This window comes from Vibrio sp. 661 (genome assembly GCF_033339315.1).
Classification (GTDB): domain Bacteria; phylum Pseudomonadota; class Gammaproteobacteria; order Enterobacterales; family Vibrionaceae; genus Vibrio; species Vibrio alginolyticus.
Map to the genome: position 1 here is coordinate 281,191 of NZ_JAWOUJ010000002.1, position 13,410 is coordinate 294,600.

The following is a 13,410-nucleotide window of genomic DNA, read 5'->3' on the forward strand; positions in this document are numbered from 1 at the left end:
ATCGAACGCTATCACAAAGAGTAAGACCCACGATGATCTCAACTCTTCGTAATCAGCACTTTGCGGGAACTGGTAGAGACCCCCAAACCATATCATTGGGGTTATACGAAGCAAACGAGAGGGATTATACGCAAAAATATCGCTTTGGCTATACGCAAATAACCTAACTGTCATTAGTCACGGGTTTTCCTGTGAGCGAAACGACTATTTGCAAGTCACTTGAGTATAGAGGAGCCAGTTGTTTTTGCGTGTGTGAGAGGCACGTGTAATTAGAAGAGTAGTCTAAAAGAGTGGAGATTCGTTTGAGCAAAGGTAGGTGGCGGTACCTTGCACAACGATAAAGGCAGAGAAAGCACTAGAGAGCATTTATAGATCGAATAACTTATCAAATTCTCTTTGTTCCATAATGTCTTCTATGCGGCGTCGAGTTTTCTGCTTTACCGCCGCCGCGTTTTGTTCAGACTCTTTTTTGTCTTTTTCTGACTGCTTCTTACTTTTTCTAGCCATTGGATACCTTCCAAATTAGTTGCATTATCCATTAATGCATGAAAACTGAATCAGTTAACAGTAAAACTTCCTAACTTTGAACCTGAATCACAGAGAATAGTTCCAGATTGCGTTTTCTCACAATATTCAAAATCGATCATGAAGCTATGAGAAAGAAGTTTCGGTAATACGTGCCTTCGTAAAATATCACCATTTAATTGATGTATTTTAGCGTTCCAAGAGGTTTGAGGTTGTTCTAAATTAAATTCAATTTCTAACATTTATTCTCCTGTTTTTTAGTGATTTTCTCTTTGTTAAGTAATTGATACCAATGCCTTTGACGGCCAGTTCTTTTTGAGGACATGATTTTTCCTATAAATAATAAATTAAGCAGTACTATTCAGTTTATTTTAGATAGCACAAAGCAATGCCTAAAATTAGGCTGAGTGATTGATGAAAGAATATTTTTGAAGGAGAGAGGTTTGGTGCAGCATGGGCATGCTACACCAAGAAAAGCAGTCTTATAGAGGAGTTACTTCAGTCGCTTGAGGACCTTTTTTACCTTGCTCTACATTGAAGCTTACTTTCTGACCTTCAGTCAGTGTTTTGAAACCGTCAGAAACGATAGCGTTAAAGTGTACGAATACATCTTGGCCGCCGTTGTCTTGAGATAGAAAACCGAAGCCTTTAGTTTCGTTAAACCATTTTACTGAACCAGTTACTTTAGACATAAAAATACCTTTGAATTAAACATTAAAATTATGATTTGTTTTGTGGATCTTTTCTAAGCTATTGAATGTTCAATCAAGAGGAAGTTGTACGCAGGTGTCTGAATTGGGGATTCAAGATTTTACTGAGAGGAAACTTAAACTAAATGTTGCATTAACAGCTCTCTTCTAAGAGCCAAGGCACACTATACACCTTGTTTAGAAAATAGCTACATTTATTTTAGATAAATTAAATGTGCTCATTATTAACTCGATAAATTGTATTGTTCGAAAAAGTTGAATAAGTAGAACGAATAGTATGGCTCATAATTTTAGCTCATCAACCTAAAATAGAACCTTATAGATAGCCATAGATTAAACATGCGATTTGCAAGCGGTCACAAAGATAAACTAGGAGAACTAGTATGAGTACATTCAGAGAAATTCGTCAGCTTATTCCTGCGCAACCTACTGCTGATGGTGATGGAGTGAAAATTCGCCGAGTAGCGGGTTTCAATCATGCTAGTTTTTCTCCATTTTTGATGATGGATGAACTCAAATCAGAAGACCGCGCTGACTATATCGGCGGTTTCCCTCCGCATCCGCACCGAGGTATTGAGACGCTTACTTATATGTTGAAAGGTCATTTCCAGCATCGTGATCATATGGATAATGTTGGTGAGCTTCGTTCCGGTGGTGCACAGTGGATGGCGGCAGGAAGAGGCGTCATCCATAGCGAAATGCCTATTATGAAGGAAGGCGAATTGCATGGTTTCCAAATTTGGATTAACCAGCCTGCGAAAAATAAGATGCAGCCAGCTCAATATCATGACTTTCAACCTGAAACGATCACTGAGTTTGATACTCCGAATACGGGGGTTGTACGTTTGATTGCGGGTCATATGACTATAAACAACGAACGAATTCAGGGGCCGCTAACAGAGACAGGTGTTGCTGCCACGGTAGCCGATTGGAGAGCGATGGGGGGGCAAGCTTTGAATTTGAACACGGATCAAGACAACAACATGATGCTCTATGTCTATAAAGGTCGTATTCAATTAAAAGGTCGTGAGATCAATCAAGGCGAAATGGCCATTTTCTCGAAAGGTGAATGGGTTGAATTGCAGGCCGAAAAAGAGAGTGGTGCACTGATCTTTATTGGTGAGCCAATTAATGAACCCGTGGTGCATTATGGCCCTTTTGTCATGAATAGCATGGAAGAGATAGAACAAGCCATCCAAGATTACAACTCTGGGTTGTTTGAAACTTACTAGTTTGGACTGCCTACTCGCTTTTTCAGTTAGCGAGCAAATTAAAACAGTTTTGAGCCTGAATATTGGGCTCGACCAGAAGCAAATACGATAATCCACTGCCATCGAATTTGCGTTAGCCACGTTTAATCCACGTGGCTTTTTTCTACTTCTGACTCCATCGTATGATGGCTTCCTTTCCTGCTTCAATTCCTAACTCATAAGCATGACGCAGTGGTGCTGGCGATCGACTCAGCCGTTTCAACTTGAATGTTTCAGGAGGACACACTTGAATGATTTCGATACCAGGTGGTGGGTTGTTGATCAGCGCTAAGGTCTGATTGTAGCGAACTTCACGTGTCAACATAGGTTCAATTAATCCGGGCGTTTCTTTCAACATCCTCCTAGTTAGGGCGCTGAATTTTCCTCTTGGCTTTTGATAGCTTGCGGGCTGACTGCGTAAAACCATAATCTTTTTGGCTCCTCGCTTTATTGCTTCTGCAACAGGAAGTGCGTCTGAGACGCCACCATCAACGTATTGAATTCCGTTCAGTGATACGCCATTTCGGTAAAGTACAGGCAGTGCGCTGCTGGCTTTCATTGTTTCTGCCAAGTCGTCGATATCAGGAAGGTGGTACTCCGCTTGCCCATTGTCTTGACGCGTCACGCCTAAAAAGAAAGGTCGTGAATCAGCTTTGAGCGCAGATTTATCGATGCCAAGTTCTTCGAGGGTGACATTCCACATCCAGTCTAAGTTCATCATATCACCACCACGTAGAAGTTGAGATGGAGAGATAAATTCTTTTCTTAAGCTGTAATCGAGGTAGATTTTTAAGTTACGTCCGGGCATTTTAGCTAAGTAGGCAGCCAAGTTGCTAGCACCCGCAGACACTCCCCAAAAGCTATCAAATGGAGAGAACTCGCTAGCAAGAAAATGATCGAGTATGCCGCATGAAAATACGCCTCGCATGGCTCCACCTTCGACAATCAATGCTCGAGAGCCTACTTTTTCCATCACTTCGCTCCACTCTTTATCAATCGGATAATAGCGTGCAGCTTAACGCATAATGGTTTTATACCCAAGTGGGCCAAAGGTCTAGGTTGCGTTCCTTTGAATAAAAAGGGCATCGATGGATGCCCTTGTCACTTTTAGCCTATGGAATTGCGGGTAATTGAGTCGCTAATTTAGTGAAGGAGAGCCGACTAGCCCCCTTACATAGAGCCATACCTGTAGTCCCATACTGATCGTTGTTGGAATAGTTTGATGATCACTTGTTAAATAGGCATACAAACACTATCCAGAGCGTTGTAAGCAAAAGTAATGGGGTGAATACTTTCTGGATAGAAGCGCCATCCGTTAAATTGTAAATTTTGATGGATTCATTATAAAACGCTCGTTTGAATTCTTTGAAGCTAATATCGCTCTTCGCATGCGACTGTTCATAGTGCTGGTGCGCTGCGTCCGATAGTCGGTATTCCAAGTCTTGGAGCTCGTACTCCTTGTTAAAAAACGCATCCCAAGCCGAAAGGCGGGCTATCGTTTTAGGAGATGGATCCCCATTTAGTTTCTCTAGACGCTTAGCATAAGCTGCTTGATATTTATCCACGGTATATTCCTGTCTGAATAGACGTTGAGTTAGAACATATGTAAAAAGAAAAATAAGTAATAAAAGGTTTTTTACGTTCTATACCTGTGATAAATGCTAAAAAGTTCAATGCTCTAGCACTCCGATGTCGCAAATGATATTGATGGAATTGCTCTGCGACAAATAAAATAATTACTCTAGATAACAACGAATTTTTGTTGTTTTTTAAAAAAACTGATCATGAGATTGAGTGGGGAGTTTTACCGAGAAGAATTTCGCTACTGTAACTGTCTATATTTACTCAAAAAGAGAAAATCTTAGAAGCTTTCTTTGATTGATGTGAGATATTTTAGGTCGAAAAGCATTAATTTTGGCTATGCTTATAGTTCGTCTTTTTTGTTGTTGAACTCTACTTCGAGGGGGAAAGAACCCATATTTCGAGCATAGGATAGCTCGCTTTTTCGTTACGTCGTTCTTGGAGTTTGAATCAGTGACGACGCTATGAGTCTAGCATCTTGAACTCACTTGGGTGTATTGATTAATTATAAAAGTAAAGCAGTGCTGAGCTAGGATAAACTTCAACGTAAAGGTGACGGTATGAATATACAATCAGCCATTATTGAATATGCGATAGCGATTATAGGCTTACTTTTGACGGGCGTTACCCTCTGAGCATGACTGCCCAGAGGATAGAAAGCGCATTAGCTTTTTGCTAACGATTGATGTTGTATCGAGCCATTGCAGCCTCTTCTGACGATACAACCGTTTTACCAATTGGTGCGAGTGAAATAACCGCTAGCTTGAGGTGTTGGAGCGCAAACGGAATGCCGATTATGGTGACAAAGCATGCTGCGGCAGAAAGTACGTGACCGATAGCTAACCAAAGGCCTGCAAATACAAACCAAAGGACGTTACCAATAACGCCGAGCGGACTCGTGCCAATGTCCATTTCATTGGTCAATTCATCGCGTGAGATGGCCTCTTTACCGAATGGGAAAAAGGAAAAATTACCCATAACGATACACGCACGCCCCCAAGGTATTCCGATGATGCTAATAAAGGCCAAAATACCAAAAAACCACCATAGCAACCCCATAAATACGCCACCAAATACAAACCAAATGATGTTACCAAGTGTTCTCATTCTATTTCCTTTATTCTTGAATGTGATGATTCAGATACCTGAGAGCACCGTAAAACAAATCTAAACCGTCTGTTTTGTCAATGTGTGCTTTTGTGCCCTCATTCACCTGATTGATAGAATAATCGCCGTAGTCTTAACAGAGAATGAATGCCTTCCTTAATGCAAGTCTTTTTAGTATAGAGCGTAATACTCAATCAAGCATATAGCCAAGAATCGCATTATCTAGAGACAACTTTCTCGAGATATTGACAAATTTGCTCTGCCAATCGATGGCTGGCAATGTTGCGTGTTACTACTTCATCAGCAATATTTCCAGACTCAACGACGCCAAACCAATCGAGCAACATCGAATGGAAACCTTTACTCGTCAGCATTGGCGTCCAGTCTTTCAAATTGATTTTTTGCTCTTGGTTAGCTTGCCATAGTTTGCCTTCAACGAAGGAGTCGAACTCAACTGCCTTGTTTGCATAACAAGCTTGAACGCGCTCTGTAGTGATACCGAAGTGGCGATTCATCGAGGCGTGGAGCAAAGTATTTCCATGTTGCCACTGAATATCTAAACGCGCCAACTGACCACCTTCAAGTTGATGAGTTACATAAGCATCTTTTAGATCGGCTTTGGCTGTGACGTTAACGCTGTCTAATGGGTGAATAAAATCATCAAATATAAAGGTACGAACATCCCCCGGTAGTTGGTGACGGTTCTTTTCCCAGCGTAGCGACTTTAAGTCAGATATGTTGCCTTGCTGCACTTGTGGCATATGTTGGTTGTAAAGTGGAATGTGACGACGGTTAAAGCCCACATAGAGTGGCTGTCTCTCTTTTTCGGCAATGTCGTACAGCTTTTCCACGTCATCAGCACTATTCGCTAATGGTTTGTCGACAAAGGTTGGAATTCCATGCTGCAGAAAAAATGCCGCTATTTGAGGGTGTACGCTTGTTGCCGCATGAATCATGACGGCATCGACGCCAAAGTGCAGAAGTTGCTGGTAGTCTTGGCAGATCTCTGAGATTCGATACTGCCTAGCTAGGCTCTCAAGTGTGTTTGGGTTGCGGGTACAAAATACAAGTTCGATATTTGGAAGCTGAGTGATAACAGGAAGATATGCTTTCTGAGCGATATCCCCTAGACCAATAATACCAATTTTCATCCTAGTCCTTATCTCGATGTATGGATCGCGGACTGTCAGTATAACGCTTGGCTCGGCGATGAGTTTAAATACCTTGTTAGAAAAAGCCTGATTCACACTTTGAGCCAGGCTTTATTGAATGATTTAGGAAACGGCTCGGCAGGCTTTGAATATATCTAACTTGCTATCGTAGGCTTGAGTTTGTACATCCATAATGCCTAATAAAGAGTGGAACACGTTATCATGTGAGTATTGGCCTGCATTCTGTGCTTGTTTATACAAACAGTCAGTATTGATCTGCTTCGCTTGTTTAAAGCCTGAAGACAGCCACATAATCAAAGGAACGCGTTTTTGGAAATCTGGTGCAAGGCCATAAGGCATACCATGTAAGAACAATCCGTTTTCGCCTAGTGACTCACCGTGATCCGATATGTAAATTAGCGCGGTATTATACTCAGACTCTAACGCTTTAAGTTTTTTGATGGTTTCTGCCAATACAAGATCGGTGTAGCGTATTGTATTGTCATATGTGTTCACTATTTGTTCGATGCTACAGTTTTCGATATCTGCACGTGGACAGTCTGGTTTAAAGAAGGCGTTGTCTCTTGGGTAACGCTGAAAATAGGTCGGACCGTGGCTTCCTATAAGGTGCATGGCGACCACTCGGTTACCGTGCATATCCGCGACTTCCTGATCAAAATGATCTAATAGCGCCATGTCGTAACAAGTTTGGCCATTACACATAGGGCTTACTTGCTTTCGATCCACTTCAATTTTCTTGATCTTGTGGGCTACTTCTTTATCCCCACCGTCATTTTCTTTCCAAATGAGGTCAACCCCAGCGCGCAGCATTATATCGAGAGCATTGTCCTGGTTATCCGCTTTGGTGCGTTCAAACTCGTTTCGCGTGAGCTGTGAAAACATACAAGGCACAGATACAGCAGTCGCGGTGCCACAAGATGCGACGTCTTGAAATGAGATAACATCCAATTTACTAGTATAAGGGTTTGTCTCTCGTGTATAGCCATTGAGTTGGTAGTTCTGCGTTCGAGCGGTTTCTCCTACGACAAAAACCAGTAGTGTTGGTTTGCTCTGTGCTTGCTGTACGGCGCTATCTGACTGCTTTGCATCTGTGCCGATTTCTCGATATGGCTTTGGCGTGGTGAAATATTTCTCCTTCACATACCCGGTCGCGCTATAAACGAACTGGGTGGGTATGATGATTTTTTTCAGGTGGCTATTGTTGCGCCCTACAGATGCGTAGTCTTGATAGTACACGCTGGCAATGACGGCGATGACAGCTAGCGACGACAGCATCGATACTAATTTGGTAACAGAGAAGTACAGTAATTGGTGACGTTGAGATTGCAGCTTGACCTTAAAGACAATTATCGCTGGGATAACTCCCATAATCAGCGTCCAAATTACAGAGTGAGCACTCAGGTAAGAACTCGCCTCGCTCGAATCGGTTTCAACAATATTGGCAATCATTCCAGAATCGAAAAGTGTGCCATAGTTATAGCTTGCGTAGCTCACCATACTTGAAACAATGATTAAAATTATAAAGAACGGCTTGCCGATCCAAGGCCAACTAAATAAATTAAAAAGGAAATTGAGCGCGGCAAGAAAGAAAATTGGTATTGTGATAATAAATCCAATCTTGACATTATCTAAGTGTGTAAAGATGCCGATCAGTTCTTTATAAATAGGGATATTTACGACGAGAGCGAAATACAGCGCCAACAGGAAAGTAAAGGTAACGTAAGAGATACCTCTCTGTTGTAAATCATGTGTCTTCATAATGAGTGTCTTGAATAAAAATTAGAGCAAGAACGAAGCCCAAATAAAAAGGGCAAGAGTTAACGCAACAAATACTGCTGCTGAGCCAATATCTTTGGCTCTACCACTGAGCTCGTGCCAGTCATCGCTAACACGGTCGACAACCGCTTCTACGGCGGAATTAATGAGTTCGACGATCAATACCAAGAACAGGCTACTGATCATCAGCACTCTTTCGTATGTGGTGACAGGAAGGAAAAAAGCACAGACGGAAAGCACCAAGGCGAGAATCAATTCTTGTCTAAAAGCGGCTTCGTGTGTCCATGCGGCTTTCAATCCTTGAAATGAATAGCCGGTCGCATCCATGACACGGCGTATACCTGTTTTACCTGGCTTCAAAATATGACCTTACTATTTAAGCATTGGGATGGAACACATATCCCAGAGAGGTAACGAGATTAATCGTTACAGCGTGAAACATTTGTGAATAGAATCCATCGCGTGATAATTTAAGAAAAGTGCTTATTTAATCAAGATCGTAGACGGTATAGCCTTTGTGCTGGAGGCATTTACGCAATACGAGAGATTGAGTTTTGGTTGAATCATTTGTTCCACTCAAAGCACCAGCTCCAGCTCCTACAGCACCGCCGGCAGCAGCACCGACAGCCGCTCCACCTAATCCGTCTTCTAGCGCACCAGCAGCTGCGCCGATCAATGCGCCTGTAACTGCCCCATTAGTGGCTTCAGATTTCGCTGCCTCTGATTTGTCGACATTTTCTGCATAGCCTTGGCAGTAAAGAAAGTCTTGTTCATATGTACTAGGGTCGACATTGGTCATGTCGACGACAGGTTTTTGGTTGTAGGCGCAAGCTGTAAGCGTAGAAGTAAGCGCCATAATCAGGATAAAAGATTTATACATGAGTACTATCCATTTAGTGTGTGAATCTTATGGATTAAATGTACACTGTTTTATTGTTGGGCTCTGTCGCTTGAGTGTATTGAAGTGTCGTCTTCTGTAAACGGGGTAGGAAGGTTAAGTTAACTGTCTGATTTTTTGAGGCTAAGTGTGAAGCAAGCTCCTCCAAGTGGGCTATGGCAAATCGAAACTTCTCCACGTTGAAGCTCCATTATCTGTCTGACAATCGCCAACCCGAGCCCAAACCCGCTCGTCTTTTTGTTGCGAGATTCATCCGCGCTGTAAAATGGTTCGAATAGATGAGGCCAATGCTTTTCTTCAATACCTATGCCATCATCATGAACATTGATGAAGCAGCGGTGCTGATCGTGTTTTATCTCTACTAAAATCTGCTTATCTGCGTATCGCATTGCATTGCGCAGCAAGTTATCTAAGGCTCGCTTTAACAATTTTGGGTCAGCAAACGCAAGAACGTTTTCTGAGTTTACTTCTTGAAGCGAGATAGCGAGCGTAGTCTCTTTTTGCCATCTCTGTCGTAACTCTTTGACTAAGTTGAATAGGACGACTTCTTCTTGAGTTTGTAATGCTGTGTCAGGACGCTCCATCTTTGCGTAGTAAAGCAATTCTTCAACCATTTCTTCCATCTCGTCAATGTCTTCGACGATACTGTAAACATACTTTTTCTGTTGTTCAGTTAAGGTTGAATCCGATAACAAATCTGCTTGCCATTGTAAGCGGAAGATTGGGGTACGCAATTCATGTGCAACGGCGTTAGTTAGCATTTTATTGCTAGTGATCAAGCGAGATACTTTATCGGCCATCGTGTTAAAGCTTTTGTTTAACGTCCCAACAGACTTAGCGCTTGAGGTACTAGCTCGAGCCTTGAAGTTACCTGAGGCAAACTCAACGGTCACTCTCTCTAGCTCTCGAATCCGACGGCTTAAGAACCAGATCAACAATATGCAATACAGAGCAAATCCAGCTAAAAAGAACAACCAAACGATATTGTCATCAAAGTTGGCAGCTTTAACCACAGGACTATTCGGATTATCGCTCATTTTAAAGATAGGCGTGCTCGCATCTAGGCGGAACCAGATATCCCTTTCTTCATCGTAAGCGACGTTAACGGAGGTATCACTTTCAAACGCCTTTTTGATGTCTGTTGGAAGCTCTTCAAGCGTATGAGGCACCAACAAACGATGGCTTGATGTGGCAAATTGTTCCAATTGTTGTTGAGTATATTCTAATCCGTGTTCTTTATAGATAGGGTAGATCAGATCGTGAAAAGCTTGACCCTCATGCTCTTGTAACAGGTAGTCATAATCTGTGTTGATCTCATAAACTAAGAACTCGTATCCCCACAAGCTAGCCATAAACAGAATGATAAGGCCAACAAAGCTTTCCAGATAAATCCGTCTCATTATTCATTCCATGCATCAGGCATAAATAGGTAGCCTTTGCCGCGAACGGTAATGATTTTTTGTGGTGAGCAAGAAGCATCGCCTAGCTTCTTTCTCAGTGTCACTATGCGATTATCAATGGTGCGGTCTGTTCCATCGTATTCAATACCACGCAGTGTTTTGGTCAGCCATTCGCGTGATAGTGTTTTTTCAGCATGCGTTGCAAGAACCCACAACAAATCGAACTCGCCGTCTGTCAGCGCAATTTCTTCTTGGTTCATTACGCACGATTTACGCAATCGGTTTAAACACAGAACACCAATTTGTAGGCCGTTTTCGGACTCGGTAGGCGCCGCCTCTTTTCTTCTTAATAGCATGCGAATACGAGCCAGCAATACGCGAGGTTTGATGGGTTTAGTAACAAAGTCATCTGCGCCTATTTCTAATGCGGCGACATGATCGAAGTCATCATCACTTGCTGTCAGCATCAACACTTTGCCTTTGTAGCATTCTCGGATTTGACGACATACACTCAGACCATCTTGCCCGGGTAGCATCAAATCTAACAGCACCACGTCTGGTTGTGTGTCAATAATCGCATTGGGTGCGTCCGTCCCATTGTCGATACATTTGACCTGAAAACCTTGTTCAACAAAATACTCACCCAACATAGTTTGTAATTTGGGATCGTCTTCCACAATGATTAGAGATGGTTTGATTTGTTGTGCGTTCATTTAAGTGATGTATACAATATTTAATATCAATGGAACTTAAACAAATTTACGAATTATTTCAAATAAAGCTTTCTCAGAATAAGGTTATCGGATGAGTTAACTGGATAAAATTGCCAATTAATGATTTAAATCTAATCACCTATCACATTTAGAGAGATGCAAAAAGGCGCAACGTTTGCGCCTAGGTATGGAATCTTAAAGCGAAATTACCGCTTATTCGGTGGTACACACGACGCTGTTGTCGCTGCCAAATGCATTTGGAACGTAAGCATCAGCTTGTGGGTCATTTTCCCACTTCGCGTCATCGAGCAAGTAACGGAACTGAACATTCTGCGCTTTAGGTAAGCGGGTTTTAAATTTAAACTGACGACTTTTCTTCACTAATTTCATCGGTTCTGGCTGCCAGTTGTTGAAGTCTCCAGCAATTTGGACAGAGTCCCACTGATCTTTATCTAGCTCGAACGTGACTTCGACTTCATCTTTTGTCTTAAAGAATCTCTTTTTAAGCATTGATCTTTCCTTGTTCGTACAAAAACTGTTCTAACTATTACTCGTGTTTCATAATGATTTCAAGTTTTATCGAATTGTTGCTGGTATCTGATGAGGGGAGTATCCGAACGGTGAATAGTTCGTTGTGCTGGTTTCGTGTACTGAGGGAGCGTTAGAGAGAAAATTCACTAGCCTAAAATGGTCAAAGAACAGAGTTTGTTAGCGAGCCGAGAGTCCGTATCTTGAAGTCAAACCGTTATCATGTATTATCTTAAATCACCATTTTCCTTGATGTAGCTATGTTGAAGTTTAACCGTACATTGTTGACTGCGATAGTTTGCTTAGTTGCTATGCTTTTGAGTAGTGTCGCTCCTGTGGCGCAGGCTTCCGTTCCGATGAAAACAATTGAAGTACGCGATCTTATTGTTCAACAGGCTGCTCTACACAAACAACTTGGCGTCAATGACGACTGCGTAGAATCACATCACGATGAGTCAGCCATCAATAAGGCACAACAATCTCACACGAGTTGTAGCTCTTCCTGCATGGTCAAAATTCCCGCCAACTTATCTCAAAACGACTTACTGCTTCTTCCTTATAGCCTTGCCTTGATTGGTAGGCCTCTAGTCGAAAAAGTAGTGACAGTGATCACCAAGCTTTATCGTCCTCCGATTGTTTAATTCCTCATCTCAAATTACTTGGGGTTTACCCCTTTTTACCAAATGAAATGATTTGGCATTTGAATGCCACAAGGAAATAAACAATGAAAAAACTACTTGCCTTATGTAGTGCACTTTTACTGACTTTTACCGCTCATGCAGCGCAATTTGAAGAAGGGAAGCACTACAAAGTTCTGGATGTAAAGAAAGCATCGAAACCTGTTGTGACGGAATTCTTTTCTTTTTATTGCCCACATTGCTACAAGTTTGAGTCGCTTATTGAGCGTTTAAAACCTGCTCTGCCAAAAGAGGCAAAGTTTGAAAAGGTGCATGTGGGGTTCATGGGCGGAGATATGGCGATTCCGATGGCCAAGTCCTACGCGACGATGGTGTCGCTAGGAGTTGAAGATACAATGATTCCTGCCATGTTTGCCCAAATTCATCAAAAGCGACAAGCGCCAAAAGACGAAGCTGAGCTGAAACAACTCTTCGTTGATAATGGCGTAGAAGGTAAGAAGTTTGATGCGGCGTACAACAGTTTCGCCGTAAACTCAATGCAGAAAGGTTTTGATAAGCAATTCTCTGCCAGCACGTTAAGAGGGGTTCCGGGTGTGGTTGTGAACAATAAATACATTGTTTTGGCCAACGAAATTCGTACTTACGACGAGTACAATCAATTAGTTAATTACTTATTGACGCTGTAACTGTAAATAGCATTGATGCTTAAAAATGGCGACGGTAGAGTCGCCATTTTTTATGCTTATCACTTTCGTATTATCTAAGAACGCTTGTACATGCTTGAGTCGGAACACTAGTCATAAATATGGCATGCGGATAAAACAAGCTAGCAGCAGTGATTGCAACATTACATGGCTGAGCAATCGTGGTTTTAATCACATTGGTAAGCACAGCGCCTGTATTATTTACTGTTTGAGCGGCGGCTTGTTGTGCCTGGTAAGACACGCAACCTGTCGTTGCATTGATCATCGCAGTGCTAAACAAAAGTTTGCGAAAAAACATATTCATATCCTTTGTGAATGCTTTGAATTACTTATATGTGGATTGATTCATAAATGAAACAAAACAGTGTTCAAAATATGTGTGCATTCACGAAATGAACATTGTTTTAT

17 protein-coding genes and 1 riboswitch are annotated in these 13,410 nt (G+C 42.0%); of the genes, 3 read left to right on the forward strand and 14 right to left on the reverse strand.

What is annotated here, in order from left to right:
* Window positions 1-29: 29 nt before the first annotated feature.
* Window positions 30-129: riboswitch (purine riboswitch) on the reverse strand.
* A 237-nt stretch (window positions 130-366) separates the two neighbouring features.
* The 3 genes from R7P69_RS05550 to R7P69_RS05560 form a co-directional block, all read right to left on the reverse strand.
* Window positions 367-507 (reverse strand): PA3496 family putative envelope integrity protein, encoded by a 141-nt coding sequence (locus R7P69_RS05550; RefSeq protein ID WP_017633782.1) that lies wholly within the window; start codon window positions 505-507, stop codon window positions 367-369.
* Between the two features lie 50 nt (window positions 508-557).
* A complete protein-coding gene (locus R7P69_RS05555) occupies window positions 558-767 on the reverse strand; it encodes a hypothetical protein (RefSeq protein ID WP_005373692.1) in 210 nt (69 codons plus the stop codon).
* A 240-nt stretch (window positions 768-1,007) separates the two neighbouring features.
* Complete coding sequence (locus R7P69_RS05560) at window positions 1,008-1,217, reverse strand: cold-shock protein (protein ID WP_005373691.1); 210 nt, start codon at window positions 1,215-1,217, stop codon at window positions 1,008-1,010.
* A 401-nt stretch (window positions 1,218-1,618) separates the two neighbouring features.
* Between R7P69_RS05560 and R7P69_RS05565 the strand changes: the two genes are divergently transcribed.
* A complete protein-coding gene (locus R7P69_RS05565) occupies window positions 1,619-2,467 on the forward strand; it encodes a pirin family protein (RefSeq protein WP_054574573.1) in 849 nt (282 codons plus the stop codon).
* Between the two features lie 142 nt (window positions 2,468-2,609).
* Here the strand turns inward: R7P69_RS05565 and R7P69_RS05570 are convergent, their stop codons facing one another.
* From R7P69_RS05570 to R7P69_RS05615, 10 genes are all read right to left on the reverse strand, one after another.
* Window positions 2,610-3,458 carry a patatin family protein gene (locus tag R7P69_RS05570; protein WP_025767954.1) on the reverse strand — a complete coding sequence of 283 codons (849 nt, stop codon included), beginning with the start codon at window positions 3,456-3,458 and terminating at the stop codon, window positions 2,610-2,612.
* Window positions 3,459-3,711: 253 nt separating this feature from the next.
* Window positions 3,712-4,050 (reverse strand): hypothetical protein, encoded by a 339-nt coding sequence (locus R7P69_RS05575; protein WP_054577746.1) that lies wholly within the window; start codon window positions 4,048-4,050, stop codon window positions 3,712-3,714.
* Between the two features lie 691 nt (window positions 4,051-4,741).
* Entirely contained in the window at window positions 4,742-5,173 is a 432-nt protein-coding gene (locus R7P69_RS05580) for a YccF domain-containing protein (protein ID WP_005373685.1), read from the reverse strand.
* Window positions 5,174-5,391: 218 nt separating this feature from the next.
* Window positions 5,392-6,324 carry a Gfo/Idh/MocA family protein gene (locus tag R7P69_RS05585; protein ID WP_017819856.1) on the reverse strand — a complete coding sequence of 311 codons (933 nt, stop codon included), beginning with the start codon at window positions 6,322-6,324 and terminating at the stop codon, window positions 5,392-5,394.
* 123 nt (window positions 6,325-6,447) lie between these two features.
* Window positions 6,448-8,103: a phosphoethanolamine transferase gene (locus tag R7P69_RS05590; protein ID WP_054577747.1), complete on the reverse strand. Its 1,656-nt coding sequence runs from the start codon at window positions 8,101-8,103 to the stop codon at window positions 6,448-6,450.
* Between the two features lie 21 nt (window positions 8,104-8,124).
* Window positions 8,125-8,481: a diacylglycerol kinase gene (locus R7P69_RS05595; RefSeq protein WP_017635149.1), complete on the reverse strand. Its 357-nt coding sequence runs from the start codon at window positions 8,479-8,481 to the stop codon at window positions 8,125-8,127.
* A 127-nt stretch (window positions 8,482-8,608) separates the two neighbouring features.
* Window positions 8,609-9,001, reverse strand: a complete 393-nt coding sequence (locus tag R7P69_RS05600) for a hypothetical protein (protein ID WP_005385575.1) — start codon at window positions 8,999-9,001, stop codon at window positions 8,609-8,611.
* 119 nt (window positions 9,002-9,120) lie between these two features.
* Window positions 9,121-10,419 carry an ATP-binding protein gene (locus R7P69_RS05605; protein WP_005373675.1) on the reverse strand — a complete coding sequence of 433 codons (1,299 nt, stop codon included), beginning with the start codon at window positions 10,417-10,419 and terminating at the stop codon, window positions 9,121-9,123.
* Window positions 10,419-11,132, reverse strand: coding sequence for a response regulator (locus R7P69_RS05610; protein WP_005373673.1), 714 nt, complete (start codon window positions 11,130-11,132; stop codon window positions 10,419-10,421). The genes R7P69_RS05605 and R7P69_RS05610 overlap by 1 nt, the downstream gene beginning before the upstream one ends.
* A gap of 213 nt (window positions 11,133-11,345) precedes the next feature.
* Entirely contained in the window at window positions 11,346-11,642 is a 297-nt protein-coding gene (locus R7P69_RS05615; protein WP_005373671.1) for an isoamylase early set domain-containing protein, read from the reverse strand.
* 278 nt (window positions 11,643-11,920) lie between these two features.
* Between R7P69_RS05615 and R7P69_RS05620 the strand changes: the two genes are divergently transcribed.
* Both R7P69_RS05620 and R7P69_RS05625 read left to right on the forward strand, forming a co-directional pair.
* Window positions 11,921-12,301: a hypothetical protein gene (locus tag R7P69_RS05620; RefSeq protein ID WP_238952748.1), complete on the forward strand. Its 381-nt coding sequence runs from the start codon at window positions 11,921-11,923 to the stop codon at window positions 12,299-12,301.
* Between the two features lie 83 nt (window positions 12,302-12,384).
* Entirely contained in the window at window positions 12,385-12,984 is a 600-nt protein-coding gene (locus R7P69_RS05625; RefSeq protein ID WP_005373667.1) for a thiol:disulfide interchange protein DsbA/DsbL, read from the forward strand.
* A gap of 70 nt (window positions 12,985-13,054) precedes the next feature.
* On the opposite strand, the gene R7P69_RS05630 is transcribed toward R7P69_RS05625, so the two are convergent.
* Window positions 13,055-13,300 carry a hypothetical protein gene (locus R7P69_RS05630; protein WP_005373664.1) on the reverse strand — a complete coding sequence of 82 codons (246 nt, stop codon included), beginning with the start codon at window positions 13,298-13,300 and terminating at the stop codon, window positions 13,055-13,057.
* Between the last annotated feature and the right edge of the window lie 110 nt (window positions 13,301-13,410).

Excerpts from the sequence above, each read along its gene's own strand:
- R7P69_RS05550 (WP_017633782.1), bottom strand. The coding sequence starts at position 507 with ATGGCTAGAAAAAGTAAGAAGCAGTCAGAAAAAGACAAAAAAGAGTCT.
- R7P69_RS05555 (WP_005373692.1), bottom strand. The coding sequence starts at position 767 with ATGTTAGAAATTGAATTTAATTTAGAACAACCTCAAACCTCTTGGAAC.
- R7P69_RS05560 (WP_005373691.1), bottom strand. The coding sequence starts at position 1,217 with ATGTCTAAAGTAACTGGTTCAGTAAAATGGTTTAACGAAACTAAAGGC.
- R7P69_RS05565 (WP_054574573.1), top strand. The coding sequence starts at position 1,619 with ATGAGTACATTCAGAGAAATTCGTCAGCTTATTCCTGCGCAACCTACT.
- R7P69_RS05570 (WP_025767954.1), bottom strand. The coding sequence starts at position 3,458 with ATGGAAAAAGTAGGCTCTCGAGCATTGATTGTCGAAGGTGGAGCCATG.
- R7P69_RS05580 (WP_005373685.1), bottom strand. The coding sequence starts at position 5,173 with ATGAGAACACTTGGTAACATCATTTGGTTTGTATTTGGTGGCGTATTT.
- R7P69_RS05585 (WP_017819856.1), bottom strand. The coding sequence starts at position 6,324 with ATGAAAATTGGTATTATTGGTCTAGGGGATATCGCTCAGAAAGCATAT.
- R7P69_RS05590 (WP_054577747.1), bottom strand. The coding sequence starts at position 8,103 with ATGAAGACACATGATTTACAACAGAGAGGTATCTCTTACGTTACCTTT.
- R7P69_RS05600 (WP_005385575.1), bottom strand. The coding sequence starts at position 9,001 with ATGTATAAATCTTTTATCCTGATTATGGCGCTTACTTCTACGCTTACA.
- R7P69_RS05605 (WP_005373675.1), bottom strand. The coding sequence starts at position 10,419 with ATGAGACGGATTTATCTGGAAAGCTTTGTTGGCCTTATCATTCTGTTT.
- R7P69_RS05610 (WP_005373673.1), bottom strand. The coding sequence starts at position 11,132 with ATGAACGCACAACAAATCAAACCATCTCTAATCATTGTGGAAGACGAT.
- R7P69_RS05615 (WP_005373671.1), bottom strand. The coding sequence starts at position 11,642 with ATGCTTAAAAAGAGATTCTTTAAGACAAAAGATGAAGTCGAAGTCACG.
- R7P69_RS05620 (WP_238952748.1), top strand. The coding sequence starts at position 11,921 with ATGTTGAAGTTTAACCGTACATTGTTGACTGCGATAGTTTGCTTAGTT.
- R7P69_RS05625 (WP_005373667.1), top strand. The coding sequence starts at position 12,385 with ATGAAAAAACTACTTGCCTTATGTAGTGCACTTTTACTGACTTTTACC.
- R7P69_RS05630 (WP_005373664.1), bottom strand. The coding sequence starts at position 13,300 with ATGTTTTTTCGCAAACTTTTGTTTAGCACTGCGATGATCAATGCAACG.